At 64.9% G+C, this 13459-nt stretch carries 12 protein-coding genes; 10 read left to right on the forward strand and 2 right to left on the reverse strand.

Annotation, left to right across the window (positions count from 1 at the left end; genetic code table 11):
• Positions 1 to 358 precede the first annotated feature (358 nt).
• The 10 genes from CXQ89_RS18785 to CXQ89_RS06695 all read left to right on the forward strand — a co-directional run bounded on the left by CXQ89_RS18785 (position 359) and on the right by CXQ89_RS06695 (position 11654).
• A complete protein-coding gene (locus tag CXQ89_RS18785) occupies positions 359 to 2497 on the forward strand; it encodes a hypothetical protein (RefSeq protein ID WP_258059937.1) in 2139 nt (712 codons plus the stop codon).
• Between the two features lie 4 nt (positions 2498 to 2501).
• Complete coding sequence (locus tag CXQ89_RS06655; protein WP_104160723.1) at positions 2502 to 3500, forward strand: HAD-IIA family hydrolase; 999 nt, start codon at positions 2502 to 2504, stop codon at positions 3498 to 3500.
• A gap of 26 nt (positions 3501 to 3526) precedes the next feature.
• Positions 3527 to 3763, forward strand: coding sequence for a hypothetical protein (locus CXQ89_RS06660; protein ID WP_104160724.1), 237 nt, complete (start codon positions 3527 to 3529; stop codon positions 3761 to 3763).
• 3 nt (positions 3764 to 3766) lie between these two features.
• On the forward strand, positions 3767 to 4645 hold the full coding sequence (locus tag CXQ89_RS06665; RefSeq protein WP_104160725.1) for a TlyA family RNA methyltransferase: 879 nt from the start codon (positions 3767 to 3769) through the stop codon (positions 4643 to 4645).
• Positions 4646 to 4692: 47 nt separating this feature from the next.
• Positions 4693 to 5664: an NAD kinase gene (locus CXQ89_RS06670; protein ID WP_104102902.1), complete on the forward strand. Its 972-nt coding sequence runs from the start codon at positions 4693 to 4695 to the stop codon at positions 5662 to 5664.
• On the forward strand, positions 5661 to 7388 hold the full coding sequence (gene recN, locus CXQ89_RS06675) for a DNA repair protein RecN (protein WP_104160726.1): 1728 nt from the start codon (positions 5661 to 5663) through the stop codon (positions 7386 to 7388). The genes CXQ89_RS06670 and recN overlap by 4 nt, the downstream gene beginning before the upstream one ends.
• A gap of 50 nt (positions 7389 to 7438) precedes the next feature.
• The gene (locus CXQ89_RS06680) at positions 7439 to 9133 is read left to right on the forward strand and encodes a CTP synthase (protein WP_104054758.1); all 1695 of its coding nucleotides are present in this window, start codon (positions 7439 to 7441) and stop codon (positions 9131 to 9133) included.
• 7 nt (positions 9134 to 9140) lie between these two features.
• Positions 9141 to 9812, forward strand: coding sequence for an NUDIX hydrolase (locus CXQ89_RS06685; RefSeq protein ID WP_104054757.1), 672 nt, complete (start codon positions 9141 to 9143; stop codon positions 9810 to 9812).
• Positions 9813 to 10170: 358 nt separating this feature from the next.
• Entirely contained in the window at positions 10171 to 11112 is a 942-nt protein-coding gene (gene xerD / locus CXQ89_RS06690; protein ID WP_104054893.1) for a site-specific tyrosine recombinase XerD, read from the forward strand.
• Positions 11109 to 11654 (forward strand): 8-oxo-dGTP diphosphatase, encoded by a 546-nt coding sequence (locus CXQ89_RS06695; protein ID WP_308471679.1) that lies wholly within the window; start codon positions 11109 to 11111, stop codon positions 11652 to 11654. The genes xerD and CXQ89_RS06695 overlap by 4 nt, the downstream gene beginning before the upstream one ends.
• Before the next feature lie 66 nt (positions 11655 to 11720).
• On the opposite strand, the gene CXQ89_RS06700 is transcribed toward CXQ89_RS06695, so the two are convergent.
• Complete coding sequence (locus tag CXQ89_RS06700; protein ID WP_104160728.1) at positions 11721 to 12170, reverse strand: hypothetical protein; 450 nt, start codon at positions 12168 to 12170, stop codon at positions 11721 to 11723.
• Positions 12171 to 12284: 114 nt separating this feature from the next.
• On the reverse strand, positions 12285 to 13418 hold the full coding sequence (locus CXQ89_RS06705; protein ID WP_104054754.1) for a bifunctional 2-methylcitrate synthase/citrate synthase: 1134 nt from the start codon (positions 13416 to 13418) through the stop codon (positions 12285 to 12287).
• Positions 13419 to 13459: the final 41 nt, after the last annotated feature.

Consider the following 13459-nt stretch of genomic DNA (forward strand, 5'->3'; position numbering starts at 1 on the left):
GGAAGCTAAGACCCACTGCGCCGATGGTACTGCATCCGGGAGGGTGTGGGAGAGTAGGTCACCGCCGGACAATATTTGTTCAGAGGTTGAGGCCCGTACCTTTTGGTACGGGCCTCAACTGTTTAAGGCCCCGCCCTGGGCCCAGATCGCTGCTGTCGTGGGCCGGGAGGTGGGAAGACTCACCTATTCCCTGCAGCGCTTCACGGTAAGGGATGTCCATCCCGGAACGTACCTGGACTAGAATCAGACTGTGCCTCTTTAGGCCCCCAAACTTTCTAACCGACTTTTATATATCCATAGTGACGAGCGACTGCAGTAAATTCCGTTGGTCGGCTCACGACGAGAGGAACTCACCAGCATGTCAGAGCAAAATAACAGGGATCAGCGCGGCGCCGGAAGCAACGCCGCCCACAGCAGCAGCTCGTCAGATAAGCGGGATGACCGCGGACGTCCCGCCACCAACGACCGGAATGCTCCTAAGCGTTTCGAAGACCGCAAGCCGTCCTTCGGCGGCAGGCCTGCGCGTGACGGTGAGCGGAAGTCCTTTGGTGATCGCGGCGCGTCCTCAGAACGCAAGCCTTACTCAAAGGATCGCAAGCCGTCCTTCGGGGACCGCCCTGCTCGCGGTGACGACGATCGTCGTCCGGCACGCGATAACGACCGTAAGCCGGCGTTCGGGGACCGCGGTGACCGTAAGCCGTCCTTCGGTGACCGTCCTGCCCGTGGCGGAGATGACCGTCGTCCGGCTCGCGACAACGATCGTAAGCCGTCCTTCGGTGACCGCGGTGATCGTAAGCCTTCGTTTGGTGGTGACGATCGTCGTCCGTCGCGTGATGGTGAGCGCAAGCCGTTCTCTGAGCGCAGCGGTGAGCGGAAGTCCTTCGGTGACCGTGGCGATCGTAAGCCGTCCTTTGGTGACCGCGGTGACCGTAAGCCGTCCTTTGGTGACCGTCCGGCCCGCGACAACGACCGTAAGCCGTCCTTCGGCGACCGTAAGCCGTCCTTCGGTGACCGCGGTGATCGCAAGCCGTCGTTCGGTGGTGACGATCGTCGTCCGCCGCGTGATGGTGAGCGCAAGCCGTTCTCTGAGCGCAGCGGTGAGCGGAAGTCCTTCGGTGACCGCGGTGATCGTAAGCCGTCCTTTGGTGACCGCGGTGACCGTAAGCCTTCATTCGGTGACCGTCCGGCCCGCGGTGGAGACGACCGCCGTCCGGCACGCGACAACGACCGTAAGCCGTCCTTCGGTGGTGACGATCGTCGTCCGCCGCGTGATGGTGAGCGGAAGTCCTTCGGTGACCGTGGCGATCGTAAGCCGTCGTTCGGTGACCGTCCTGCCCGTGGTGGAGATGACCGTCGTCCGGCTCGCGACAACGATCGTAAGCCGTCCTTCGGCGACCGTGGCGACCGTAAGCCGTCCTTCTCGAAGGACCGGCCGGCCCGGGGCGAGGATGCGCCGGTTGTTGAGCACAAGCACAACGCACGCGATCTGCGCAGCGCCAACCGCCCCGACCGTGAGCGTTCCCCCGAGATCGATGACGATGTCACAGGACAGGAACTGGACAAGGTCACCCGCGCCCAGCTGCGTGTCCTGGAAGAAGTCAACGGCGAGTGGGTCTCCAAGCACCTGGTCATGGCCGGACGCCTGATCGACATCGACCCTGAGCTGGCCTTCCAGCATGCGCTGGCTGCCAGCCGCCGCGGCGGACGCATGGCGGCAGTCCGTGAGGCAGTAGCCCTCACGGCGTACGCTTCGGAGAACTTTGCGGAAGCTCTGCGCGAATTCCGGACCTACCGCCGAATCAGTGGCTCCAATGCCTACCTGGCCATGATGGCCGACTGCGAACGCGGCCTCGGCCGTGCGGACCGCGCCCTGGACATTGCACGTTCGGACGAGGCGAAGGAACTGGACACAGCAGGTCAGGTGGACATGGCCATCGTGGCATCGGGTGCACGGATGGACATGGAGCAGTACGACGCGGCCGTGACCGCACTGGAAATCCCGCAGCTGGACAAGAACCGTGCGTTCTCCTTCAGCCCCCGCCTCTTCCGTGCCTATGCTGACGCCCTCGAGCTGGCAGACCGCAACGAAGAAGTTGAGCAGTGGCGCAACCGTGCGCTGCTGGCCGAAAAGGCACTGGGTATCGGGGAATTCGCTGAGCCGGACATCTACGACCTCGACGACGAAGAGGAAAAGCCGGAGAAACCGCGCCGCGGCCGCGAGGACCGTGAAAGCCGCGACGATCACCGCGGTGCTGAGCGTTCGGACACCCCCTTCGCTGCTCCGGTTGAAACCGAGCCGGCAGATGCCAACGGCGACTTGGACCTGACGGACGACGTCGACACGTTGCCTTCCGATGACCAGGAAGGCGTGATCGGCGTCCTCGAAGCTGAGGAAGAGGACGACGACAACACCGTCGAACAGCACGACGACGGCAATGACAACGAGGAATTCTCCGCCGACGCACCTTCCGGTGACGTCGACGAGGATCGCTCGTAACACCATGGCGGACAATTCGCTGATTGCCGGATACGACGCCGTCCTCTCGGACTTGGACGGCGTCGTCTACGCGGGTCCGCATGCCATTGAAGGGGCCGTCGAGGCGCTGCAGCGTCTCGACGGCGTGGGTGTGCAGCTCGCCTACGTCACCAACAATGCCTCGCGTTCCTCCGAAACCGTGGCCGCGCATCTGCGCGAGCTGGGGGCGCCGGCAACAGCGGAGACCGTGTTCGGATCCGCGCAGGCCGGTGCGGAGCTGCTGGCAGCTTCCGTTCCGGCCGGCGCAACGGTCCTGGTAACCGGAAGCGCCTGGCTTACCGAGCAGGTGCGTGAACAGGGTCTGGTCCCGGTGCTTTCCGCTGATGACCGCCCCGACGCCGTCATCCAGGGCTTTGATCCCGCACTTGGCTGGAAAGATCTCGCGGAGGCGGCCTTCGCCGTCGGCCGCGGCGCTGTCTGGGTTGCCACGAACACTGATATGTCCATTCCGCAGGCCCGGGGGATCGCTCCCGGCAACGGAACCCTCGTGGCCGCCGTCGCTGCAGCCACGGGCAGGACGCCCCTGGTGGCGGGAAAGCCCGAGGCTCCGCTGTTCCTGACAGCGGCACGCCATCTGAAGGCCAAGGCGCCTTTGGTGGTTGGCGACCGGCTGGACACTGACATCCTGGGCGGCAACAACGCCGGATTCGCGACGGCAATGGTGCTTACCGGCGTTGACACACCTCAGACGGCGCTGGCAGCCCGCACGCAGGAGAGGCCGACGTATCTGGTCGAAAACCTCGACGCGCTCTACCGGCCGTACCCCGAGGTTGAAACGGCCGACGGCGTTAGCCGCTGCGGTACTGCCGTTGCCAGAGTCAACGGGAACACCGTGGAAATCACGGGCGATAGCACCGATTTGGATAGCTGGCGTGCAGCCTGCGCCGCATGGTGGAACGCCCGTCCTCACGAGGAGAATGCGACTGCGCCGGTGCTCAGCTGGACTGTCACTGCCGGCGGATAGGCTGGATTCGAAACGTTGGACAAGGGATGGGCAAACGCCGGATGGATGACAGCCAGATGGAGAACACAAGGACAGAGTCGGCGGGTGCCGCCGGCTCCTGGCCTTCCGTTTTGGTGACCACGCAGGATCCGGCGGTTGATGCCGCCCTGGCCGCTGTTAGGGACGTCCCGGCAATGCCCACCACCGAACACCTTGCCGTGTATACAGCGCTTCACGACGGTCTCCTGGCCCAACTGAACGCCGATGTTTCAGAGGAGCGCTAGAACGTGGCAAGACTTGACCAGGAACTGGTAACCAGGGGATTGGCCCGTTCCCGGACCCACGCCGCCAAACTCATTGCTGCCGGCCGGGTTTCCCGGGCGGGCGCCGTTCTCGGCAAGGCGTCGGCTTCCGTCTCAGATGAGGACACCCTGTCAGTGCTCGACGACGGCGTCCCAGACTATGTCAGTCGCGCCGGACACAAACTCGCAGGCGCGCTTGTCGCTTTCCCGCAGGTGCAGCCCGCGGGACTTCGCTGCCTGGACGCCGGTGCTTCGACCGGTGGTTTCACTGATGTCCTGCTGCGGGGAGGCGCAGCTCGCGTGGTGGCCGTCGACGTCGGGCACGATCAGCTGGTGGAGGTGCTGCGCCGGGACCCGCGCGTTGATGTGCATGAAGGCATGAATGTGCGGTACCTGGATCCGGAGGACATCGGGGGACCGGTGGACCTGACGGTGGCCGACCTCTCCTTTATCTCCCTGACCATGGTGGTCCCTGCCCTGGCGAAAGCGACGCGCCCGGGAGGAAACCTGCTGCTGATGGTCAAGCCGCAGTTTGAAGTGGGCCGTGAGAAGCTGGAGAAGGCGGGGGTTGTTCTTGACCCCCAAAAGCACCGAATGGCAGTGGCACGGGTGGTGGAGTCTGCCCTGACGGCGAACCTCCGTATTGGCGGCCTGGCGCCCAGCCCGCTGCCGGGCCAGAACGGCAACGTTGAGTTTTTCCTGTGGCTGCAGGTGCCAGCACCTGGAACATCGGTTGCGGAGCCGCCCGCGAATGCACAGGGAACCGCCCGGCGTTTGGTGGATGAGGCCTTTGACAGGTTTGATGGAGCCGGAAGTAAGCCGGCTGATCGGTTTGCAGACGGGGAACGCCCCGCCGAAGACTGACGGAATTCCAATCAGCTCCCTCGGGGGCGGAACAGGACGATACGCACATGAGCAGACGGATACTCGTGCTGGCCCACACCGGCCGGCAGGCTGCCATGGCTGCCGCCCAGGAAGCGTGCACCCAGCTCCACACTTCCGGATTGATTCCGGTCATGCGGCGCAAGGACCTGGAGGATATCCAGTCGGTTTACGGCGTCCTGACCGCACCCACTGAAATCCTCGACGAAGACGTTGCCCTTGACGGTGTGGATCTGGGCATGGTCCTGGGAGGGGACGGCACCATCCTGCGTGCCGCAGAACTGGTTCGCGATACGAACGTCCCGCTGCTGGGCGTGAACCTGGGCCACGTGGGCTTCCTGGCCGAAAGCGAACGCGCCGATCTTGCACAGACCGTGCACTGGGTGGTCGAGCGGGCCTACACCGTTGAAGAGCGCATGACCATCGACGTCAAAGTCTGGTTCGAGAATCAGCTGATTGCCCACACCTGGGCGCTGAACGAGGCCGCCATAGAAAAGGCCGACCGGCAGCGGATGCTCGAGGTAGTGGTGGAGGTCGATGCCCGACCCATCAGCTCCTTTGGCTGCGACGGCGTGGTCCTGGCTACTCCCACGGGCTCCACAGCATATTCCTTCTCGGCCGGCGGCCCCGTGGTGTGGCCCGAGGTGGAAGCGCTCCTGATCGCGCCCATCAGCGCACATGCACTGTTTTCCCGGCCGCTTGTAGTCGCCCCTGCGTCCATTCTTGCCGTGGAGGTCTTGACCCGCACAGATGCTGCGGGAGTGCTCTGGTGCGACGGCCGGCGCAGCGTGGAACTGCCGCCGGGAGCGCGGGTGGAAGTGACCCGCTCCGCCATTCCGGTGCGGCTTGCCCGTACCCACTCAACACCGTTCTCGGAACGCCTGGTGCGCAAGTTCCAGCTTCCCACCCAAGGCTGGCGCGGCCCGGTCGGCAGCCCGGGGGACCTTTCGGACAGCGTGGAAATTTCACGGCACACGGCAGACAGCGGAGGACCGGCATGATTGAAGAAATCCGAATCCGGGACCTCGGTGTCATCACGGACGCCACGCTGGAACTAGGGCCGGGATTCACCGTGGTCACCGGCGAAACCGGTGCCGGTAAAACCATGGTCATTACGGCCCTGGGGATGCTGCTGGGTGCACGGACCGACGCCGGAGCCGTGCGCACCGGAGCAAAGGCTGCCCTTGCGGAAGCTGTGGTCCGGCTTCCGCCGGAAAATGCCGCCGTCACCCGGGCAGAGGAGGCAGGCGCTGAACTGGAAACGTACGACGGCGTCACCGAGCTGATGCTCGCCCGAACCGTCAACGCGGCGGGCCGCAGCCGTGCACACGTAGGAGGACGGTCCGCTCCGGTGGGCGTCCTTGCCGAAGTGGGCCAGCACCTGGTGGCGGTGCACGGGCAGTCGGACCAGCTCCGGCTCAAGAGCACAGCGGCCCAGCGGGAGGCACTCGACAAGTACGCCGGTCCGGTGCTGGCGTCCCTGCTGTCGTCCTACCAGGCGGACTACACGCGCTGGCGCGCTGCGGTCACCGAATTGGCCGATCTGCGCAACCAGGCCCGTGAGCGCCTGCGGGAAGCGGAGTACCTTTCGGCTTCACTGGAGGAAATCGATGCCCTGGAACTGCTGCCGGGCGAAGACGAAACCCTGAAGGCCGAAGCAACCCGGCTCAACAACTTCGAAGAGCTGCGCACCGCCGCCGTGGGTGCACATCAGGCTCTGATCGCCGGTGACTTCTCCGACGGGTCCGATGCCACCTCCCTCGTGGATGCAGCGAAACGCCAGCTTGAGCTGGCCGGCGAACACGACCCGGCACTGGCTGACTCAGCCAAACGGCTGGCCGAGGTTGGCTACATCCTGACCGACATAGCCGCTGAGCTGGCCAGCTACAGTGCCTCCCTGGACGGGGAAGGCCCGGAACGGCTGGCCGAAGTGGAAACCCGCCGGGCTGAAATCTCCGCGCTGCTCCGCAAATTTGCTCCGTCCGTGGACGAAGTCCTGGAATGGGCCGAGACCAGCCGTGCCCGGTTGGCGGAGCTTGGCGACGACGGCAGCCGGATCGAAGCGCTGGAAGCGGAAATCACCGATCTGCAGGCCGGACTCACGTCAGCGGCAGCTGACCTGACCAAGCTGCGGACCGAAGCCGCTGCTGACCTGGCACAGCGGGTCAGCGACGAGCTGTCCGCCCTGGCCATGGCCGATGCCAACCTGGTCATCGAGGTCACAGCGGTGGATGAGCTGAGTATGCACGGAGCGGACAGCATCTCCTTCCTCCTGCAGCCGCATCCCGGTGCCCCGGCACGGCCGCTGGGCAAGGGCGCCTCCGGCGGTGAGCTCTCCCGCGTCATGCTGGCCATCGAAGTGGTGCTGGCCGAAGTGGACCCCGTTCCCACCTTCATTTTCGATGAAGTGGACTCCGGGGTCGGCGGAAAGGCGGCTGTCGAAATCGGGCGCCGGCTGGCCATGCTCGCGAAGCACGTGCAGGTGATTGTGGTCACCCACCTTCCGCAGGTGGCCGCGTTTGCCGACCATCACATCCGCGTGATTAAGATGTCCGCAATGGGGGAAGATGGAACAGGCGTAACCGCCAGTGACGTTACCGTTCTGGACGATGCAGAGCGGATCAAGGAACTTGCCAGGATGCTTGCAGGCCAGGAGGACTCCGAGTCCGCCCGGGCACACGCCGTCGAACTCCTGGCAGCGGCGGGACATCCGCCGCGTCAGTAGTCCAGTGCCGCAGGAAGAATTCCATGACGACAAACTCAGAACTACAAAAGGTGATAGGCTCGAACTCCGTGGTGCAGCGATCAAATTCCAGGTTTCCCAAGTCGTCTTCTACGACCAAACACATCTTCGTCACCGGTGGCGTGGCGTCCTCACTCGGTAAGGGACTGACAGCGTCAAGTCTCGGCCATCTGTTGAGGTCGCGCGGCATAGCGGTGACCATGCAGAAGCTCGATCCCTATCTCAATGTGGATCCGGGCACAATGAACCCCTTCCAGCACGGCGAAGTCTTCGTGACCGACGACGGTGCCGAGACTGACCTCGACATCGGACACTACGAGCGGTTCCTTGACGAGAGCCTCGACGGCTCCGCCAACGTCACGACCGGTCAGGTCTACTCCACCGTTATCGCCAAGGAACGCCGCGGCGAATACCTCGGTGACACCGTTCAGGTAATTCCGCACATTACCGACGAGATCAAGCGCCGGATGCGCCTGCCCTCCGAGGCGAAGAAGACCCCCGACGTCATCATCACCGAAATCGGCGGCACGGTTGGCGACATCGAGTCCCAGCCCTTCCTGGAGGCCGCACGCCAGGTGCGCCAGGACATCGGCCGCAACAACGTCTTCTTCCTGCACGTTTCCCTCGTGCCGTACATCGGCCCGTCCCAGGAACTGAAGACCAAGCCGACCCAGCACTCCGTGGCTGCCCTGCGGTCCATCGGTATCCAGCCGGACGCTATCGTCATCCGCTCGGACCGCCCGGTGCCGGACGCCATGCGCAACAAGATCGGCCGCATGTGCGACGTCGATGTTGATGCCGTGATCGGCTGCCCGGACGCCCCGAGCATCTACGACATCCCCAAGACCCTTCACTCCCAGGGCCTGGACGCGTACATCGTCCAGCACCTGGACTTGAAGTTCAAGGACGTCAACTGGACCAAGTGGGACAAGCTCCTCGAAGCTGTCCACAACCCCAGGCACCACGTGAACATTGCCCTGGTCGGCAAGTACGTGGACCTGCCGGACGCCTACCTCTCTGTGACCGAAGCCCTGCGCGCCGGCGGCTTCGCCAATAAGACCAAGGTCAACATCCGGTGGGTTCCCTCCGATGAGTGCGCAACGCCCGAAGGCGCGGCAGAGGCCCTGGCCGACGTCGACGCCATCTGTGTTCCCGGCGGCTTCGGCATCCGCGGACTTGAAGGCAAGCTCGGAGCACTGACCTACGCCCGGGAAAACAAACTCCCCACGTTGGGCCTGTGCCTTGGCCTGCAGTGCATGGTCATCGAATACGCCCGCAATGTGGTTGGGCTGGAAGGCGCGTCCTCCTCGGAGTTCGAGCCGGACACCAAGTTCCCGGTCATCGCCACCATGGCGGAGCAGAAGCACATTGTCTCCGGCGAGGGTGACATGGGCGGCACCATGCGCCTGGGTCTGTGGGACGCCAAACTCGAAGAGGGTTCGGTTGTGGCCAAGACCTACGGCAAGACTGCAGTGGCCGAACGCCACCGCCACCGGTACGAGGTCAACAACCAGTACCGCGACCAGATCGCCGAGGCAGGCCTGTCCTTCTCCGGCACCACGGTTGACGGCGGACTGGTGGAGTTTGTTGAACTTCCGGCGGACGTGCACCCGTACTACGTCTCCACGCAGGCGCACCCGGAGCTCAGCTCCCGTCCCACGCGCCCGCACCCGCTCTTCGCCGGTCTGGTGAAGGCCGCTCTGGCACACCAGAACGGAAAGGGCTAACAACCCCATGAGCGAGACCAGAGGGTTCGCCGACGAACAAAGTCCCCGCCGCCTGCTGAGCTCCTCCGTGGAATACACCGGGCGGGTCTGGGACGTGGTCAGTGAGAAGTTCCAGCTGACCGCCGACGGCGAACCCCTGGTCCGCGATTACATCCGCCACCCGGGCGCGGTGGCCATCCTGGCCATGAACGACGCCGGCCAGGTGCTGCTGATTAACCAGTACCGGCACCCGGTGCGGATGACCCTTTGGGAAATCCCCGCCGGTCTGCTGGACATTGACGGCGAAGACTTCCAGGTGGGGGCAGCCCGGGAACTGGCCGAAGAAGCCGATATTGAAGCCAGCCAGTGGAATGTCCTCACGGACCTCTTCCTCTCGCCCGGCTCCTCCCGCGAGGCCCTGCGCATTTACCTGGCGCGCGGCATCACCGAGGTTCCCGAAGCGGACCGGCACGAGCGCACCCACGAGGAAGCGGAAATCCGCACCATGTGGGTGGACCTCGACGACGCCGTCCAGGCGGCGTTGGACGGCCGCCTCCACAGCCCCTCGGCCGTAGCCGGTGTCCTGGCCGCTGCGGCAGCCCGTCCCTCCGGTTTTGCGAACCTGCGCCCTGCCGATGCTCCCTGGCCGGAGCACCACTCCCAGCACTCCACCTGGCCGCAGGGCCCCGTTTCTTCTTAGGACACAGACTGCCATGCCCGCCTCCGATCTCCCTGCAGGCGGACACACTCCTGCGCCGGTACCAGCCGGCACTGCTTCGCCGTTCCAACCGCCGTCTGCTGCGCAGCTAAACGACACAGTCGTTTTCGACTTCTCCTCCATCAACGCCACACTGAAGCTGGACTCACCGGCCGAACTTCTGCGGGCGGCACTGGCCCAGGATAAGGCGGACGGCGAAGCCGCGGCGAAGGCAGCCGGAACCGCAACGGAGGCAAAGACTGCCGGCGGCACGGCTGCCGAAACAACACCACCGACTGCGAAGAACACCGCCGCACCCAAGAAAACTCCTGTTCCCAAGGGTCCGTCCGCCGCTGACGAACTGCGCACCACCGCCGTCGGCCGCGAGATTGGCGGCTACCTGCAGCACATGGCCGTGGAGCGCGGACTGGCCGTCAACACCCTGGATGCCTACCGCCGCGATTTGCTCCGCTATGCCCGTTTCCTGGCCTCCCGCGGGGTAGAGGACGTCGCCCGCATCTCGCGGCACGATGTCACTGCCTTCGCGCAGTCCATCGTCGAAGGCTCCGACGGCGCCTCCGCCCTGAGCGTCCGCTCGGCAGCACGCACCGTGGTTGCTGTCCGAGGACTGCACAAGTTCTGGGCACTGGAAGGGCTCACCACGGCGGACCCGGCGGCGGACGTGCATCCGCCGCTGCCAGGTAAGCGTCTGCCCAAGGCCATCAGCGTCAACGAAGTCACGCGGATCCTGGAGGCAGTTTCCACCGAAACGCCCACGGGGCTGCGCGACCGTGCCCTGCTGGAATTCCTCTACTCCACCGGGGCACGCATCAGCGAGGCCGTCGGCCTGGATATCGATGACTTGTCGCTGGAACGGATCCCGGCCAACGGTCCCGACGTCGTGCGGTTGTTCGGCAAAGGATCCAGGGAGCGTCTGGTGCCGCTGGGCTCCTACGCCGCCCGTGCCCTGGACGAGTATCTGGTCCGCGGCCGGCCCGCCGCATCAGTGAAGGGCAAGGGCACCCCCGCGCTGTTCCTGAACGCCCGCGGCGGCCGCCTCAGCCGGCAGAGTGCCTGGACCATTCTCAAGAACGCAGCGGAAAAGGCACAGATCGGCAGGGACGTTTCTCCGCACACGCTGCGGCACTCGTTCGCCACCCACCTGCTGGAAGGCGGAGCCGACGTCCGCGTGGTCCAGGAGCTGCTGGGGCACGCGTCGGTGACGACCACCCAGGTATACACGCTGGTGACAGCCGAAACCCTGCGCGAGGTTTACGCCGCCGCGCACCCCAGGGCACTGTGAATGACGAGATGAACGACGCCGTGGACAATTCCGGGCCGGGCAGCAACTCCCCGGTACAACCTTCCCGGGCTGTGCCGGTGGTCCTGTGCTTCCTGATGCGCGACACCCCGGAGCACGGTGCCGAAGTGTTGATGGGCCTAAAGCAGACGGGTTTCGGCATCGGCCGGATCGTGACCCTTGGCGGCCACGTGGAAGCGGGGGAAACCCCTGCCCAGGCTGCGGTGCGCGAGGTGTTCGAGGAATCCGGTGTCACGGTGGATGAAGGAGACCTGGAACTCGCCGGGACAATCGAGTTCGTGTTCCCGGCCCGCCCGGAGTGGGACATGTCCACCGTCGTCTACCGGACCCGGAGCTGGGCAGGGGAGCCGGCGCCGTCGCCGGAAATCATTCCCGCCTGGTACCGGGTGGGAGAGGTGCCCTATGCGCAGATGTGGCCGGACTCGGCCCACTGGATGCCGGAGGTCCTCGCCGGACGGTACTTCGACGCCGTCGTCACCCTGGCTCAGGACAACGAGAGCGTTGCCGGCGTGGTCTTTTCCTGACCGCTTTGCCCGGCTGGCGCATCAGGATGTCTCCGCGCGGATCTTCGCCGCGGAACCTCCGCTGGCCTAGTCTCCGCTCCTGAACTCCACCGCCCAGCGGGCGTCCTGTTCGGATCCGACGGTGACCATGAGCCCGGCGTCGAACTCATAGGGTTGCACGCCGCTGAAGGTCTGGACCTGCCCGCATTCTATGGTGGTGCGGGGCCCTCCGGTTATCGAGAGGGAGACGGTTCCGGTGTCGCAGAGGAAGCTCGCTGCTATCGGTCCTGAAACGATGGGATGGAATCTCAGGCTCGTCTCCTCGCCGGCGGAAACAGCGCCTCCGCCCATGCGGCTCTCCGTGAAGTTCCCGTCACCGCGTTCAGACGTGATCTCCTGCTGCAGCTGATACACCTCATCGGCCCACGCATTTGCGGGCTCCGGCCTCGTCTGCGGATCATCGGCACCGGCGCTGCAGGAGACAGCGGAAACAGCGGCAGCAGTGAGAATCAAAGCCAGTGCAGGAATGCGCGTCACGGTCTGTCCTTCCGGGTTAGCAGGAAGTGTATACGGACCGGAGGGACTCACTACGCAAACGCCCGCTGCAGGAATCCCTGCAACGGGCGCTTGGCGTGCTGTCTTGTCGGCTGCTTAGCCTACGTGCCGTTCCTCAGCGCCGTCATAGGCGCTGAGCGGACGGATCAGGGAGTTGGCTTCCAGCTGCTCCATGATGTGCGCCGTCCACCCGGTGATCCGGGCGGCCACGAACAGCGGCGTGAAGGTGGGCGTGTCAAAACCCATCATGTGGTAAACCGGCCCGGCCGGATAATCCAGGTTCGGCAGGATGTTCTTCCGTTCACCCATGGCCGACTCCAGCGCCGCGTACAGCTCGCCCAGGTCCGCCCGGTCGTAATGCTTGACCATCTTGTCCATGGAGGCTTTCATGGTGGGCACGCGCGAGTCGCCGTTCTTGTACACGCGGTGGCCGAAGCCCATGATCTTCTTCTTCTCCGCCAGGGCGGTGTCCAGCCAGCCGGCGGCATGAGCCGCGACGTCGCCTTCCCCGGCACTGGCGGTGATCTCCTCGAACGTGTGCATCACGGCCTCATTGGCACCGCCGTGCAGCGGGCCCTTGAGTGCGCCGATCGCGCCGGTCACAGCCGAGTGCAGGTCCGAAAGCGTGGATGTGATCACGCGGCCGGTGAACGTGGAGGCATTGAAGGAGTGCTCCGCGTACAGGATCATCGAAACGTTGAACGCCTCCACGACCTCGGGAGCGGCTTCCTCGCCGAACGTCATCCAGAGGAAGTTCGCCGAATAGTCCAGATCGTCGCGGGGCTCCACTACGTCCTGCCCGCGGCGGCGGCGCTGGTCATAGGCCACCACTGCAGGCATGGCAGCGAAAAGGCTCACGGACTTCTCCATGTTCGCCTGCACCGAGGAATCCTCGGCCAGCTCATGCGATGCACCCAGCACGGATGCCGCGGTGCGGCACACGTCCATGGGATGGCACGTGGTCGGCAGGGCATCGATGACGGCCTTCAGCTCCGGGGTGAGGGCGCGCTGCGCCCGCTCGCCCGAGGTGAACTCGGCCAGCTGATCCGCAGTGGGCAGCTCGCCGTTCCAGAGCAGGTAGGCGACCTCTTCGAAGCTGCAGTGGGCAGCCAGTTCCTGCACCGGATACCCGCGGTACAGCAGCGAGTTGGTTTCCGGGTTGACCTTGGAAATTTTGGTCGTGTCAACGAGGACACCCGCCAGTCCCTTGTGGATCTGATCATCTGACATTACGAAAGACTCCTTTGTCGCGGTGGTGTTGCGGGGGGATT

Source organism: Arthrobacter sp. ZGTC212 (assembly GCF_002929255.1).
GTDB classification, from domain to species: Bacteria; Actinomycetota; Actinomycetes; order Actinomycetales; family Micrococcaceae; genus Arthrobacter_B; species Arthrobacter_B sunyaminii.

Bases quoted from the DNA above. Each gene is read 5' to 3' on its own strand.
- CXQ89_RS18785 (WP_258059937.1), top strand. From the start codon at position 359: ATGTCAGAGCAAAATAACAGGGATCAGCGCGGCGCCGGAAGCAACGCC.
- CXQ89_RS06655 (WP_104160723.1), top strand. From the start codon at position 2,502: ATGGCGGACAATTCGCTGATTGCCGGATACGACGCCGTCCTCTCGGAC.
- CXQ89_RS06660 (WP_104160724.1), top strand. From the start codon at position 3,527: ATGGGCAAACGCCGGATGGATGACAGCCAGATGGAGAACACAAGGACA.
- CXQ89_RS06670 (WP_104102902.1), top strand. From the start codon at position 4,693: ATGAGCAGACGGATACTCGTGCTGGCCCACACCGGCCGGCAGGCTGCC.
- recN (WP_104160726.1), top strand. From the start codon at position 5,661: ATGATTGAAGAAATCCGAATCCGGGACCTCGGTGTCATCACGGACGCC.
- CXQ89_RS06685 (WP_104054757.1), top strand. From the start codon at position 9,141: ATGAGCGAGACCAGAGGGTTCGCCGACGAACAAAGTCCCCGCCGCCTG.
- CXQ89_RS06705 (WP_104054754.1), bottom strand. From the start codon at position 13,418: ATGTCAGATGATCAGATCCACAAGGGACTGGCGGGTGTCCTCGTTGAC.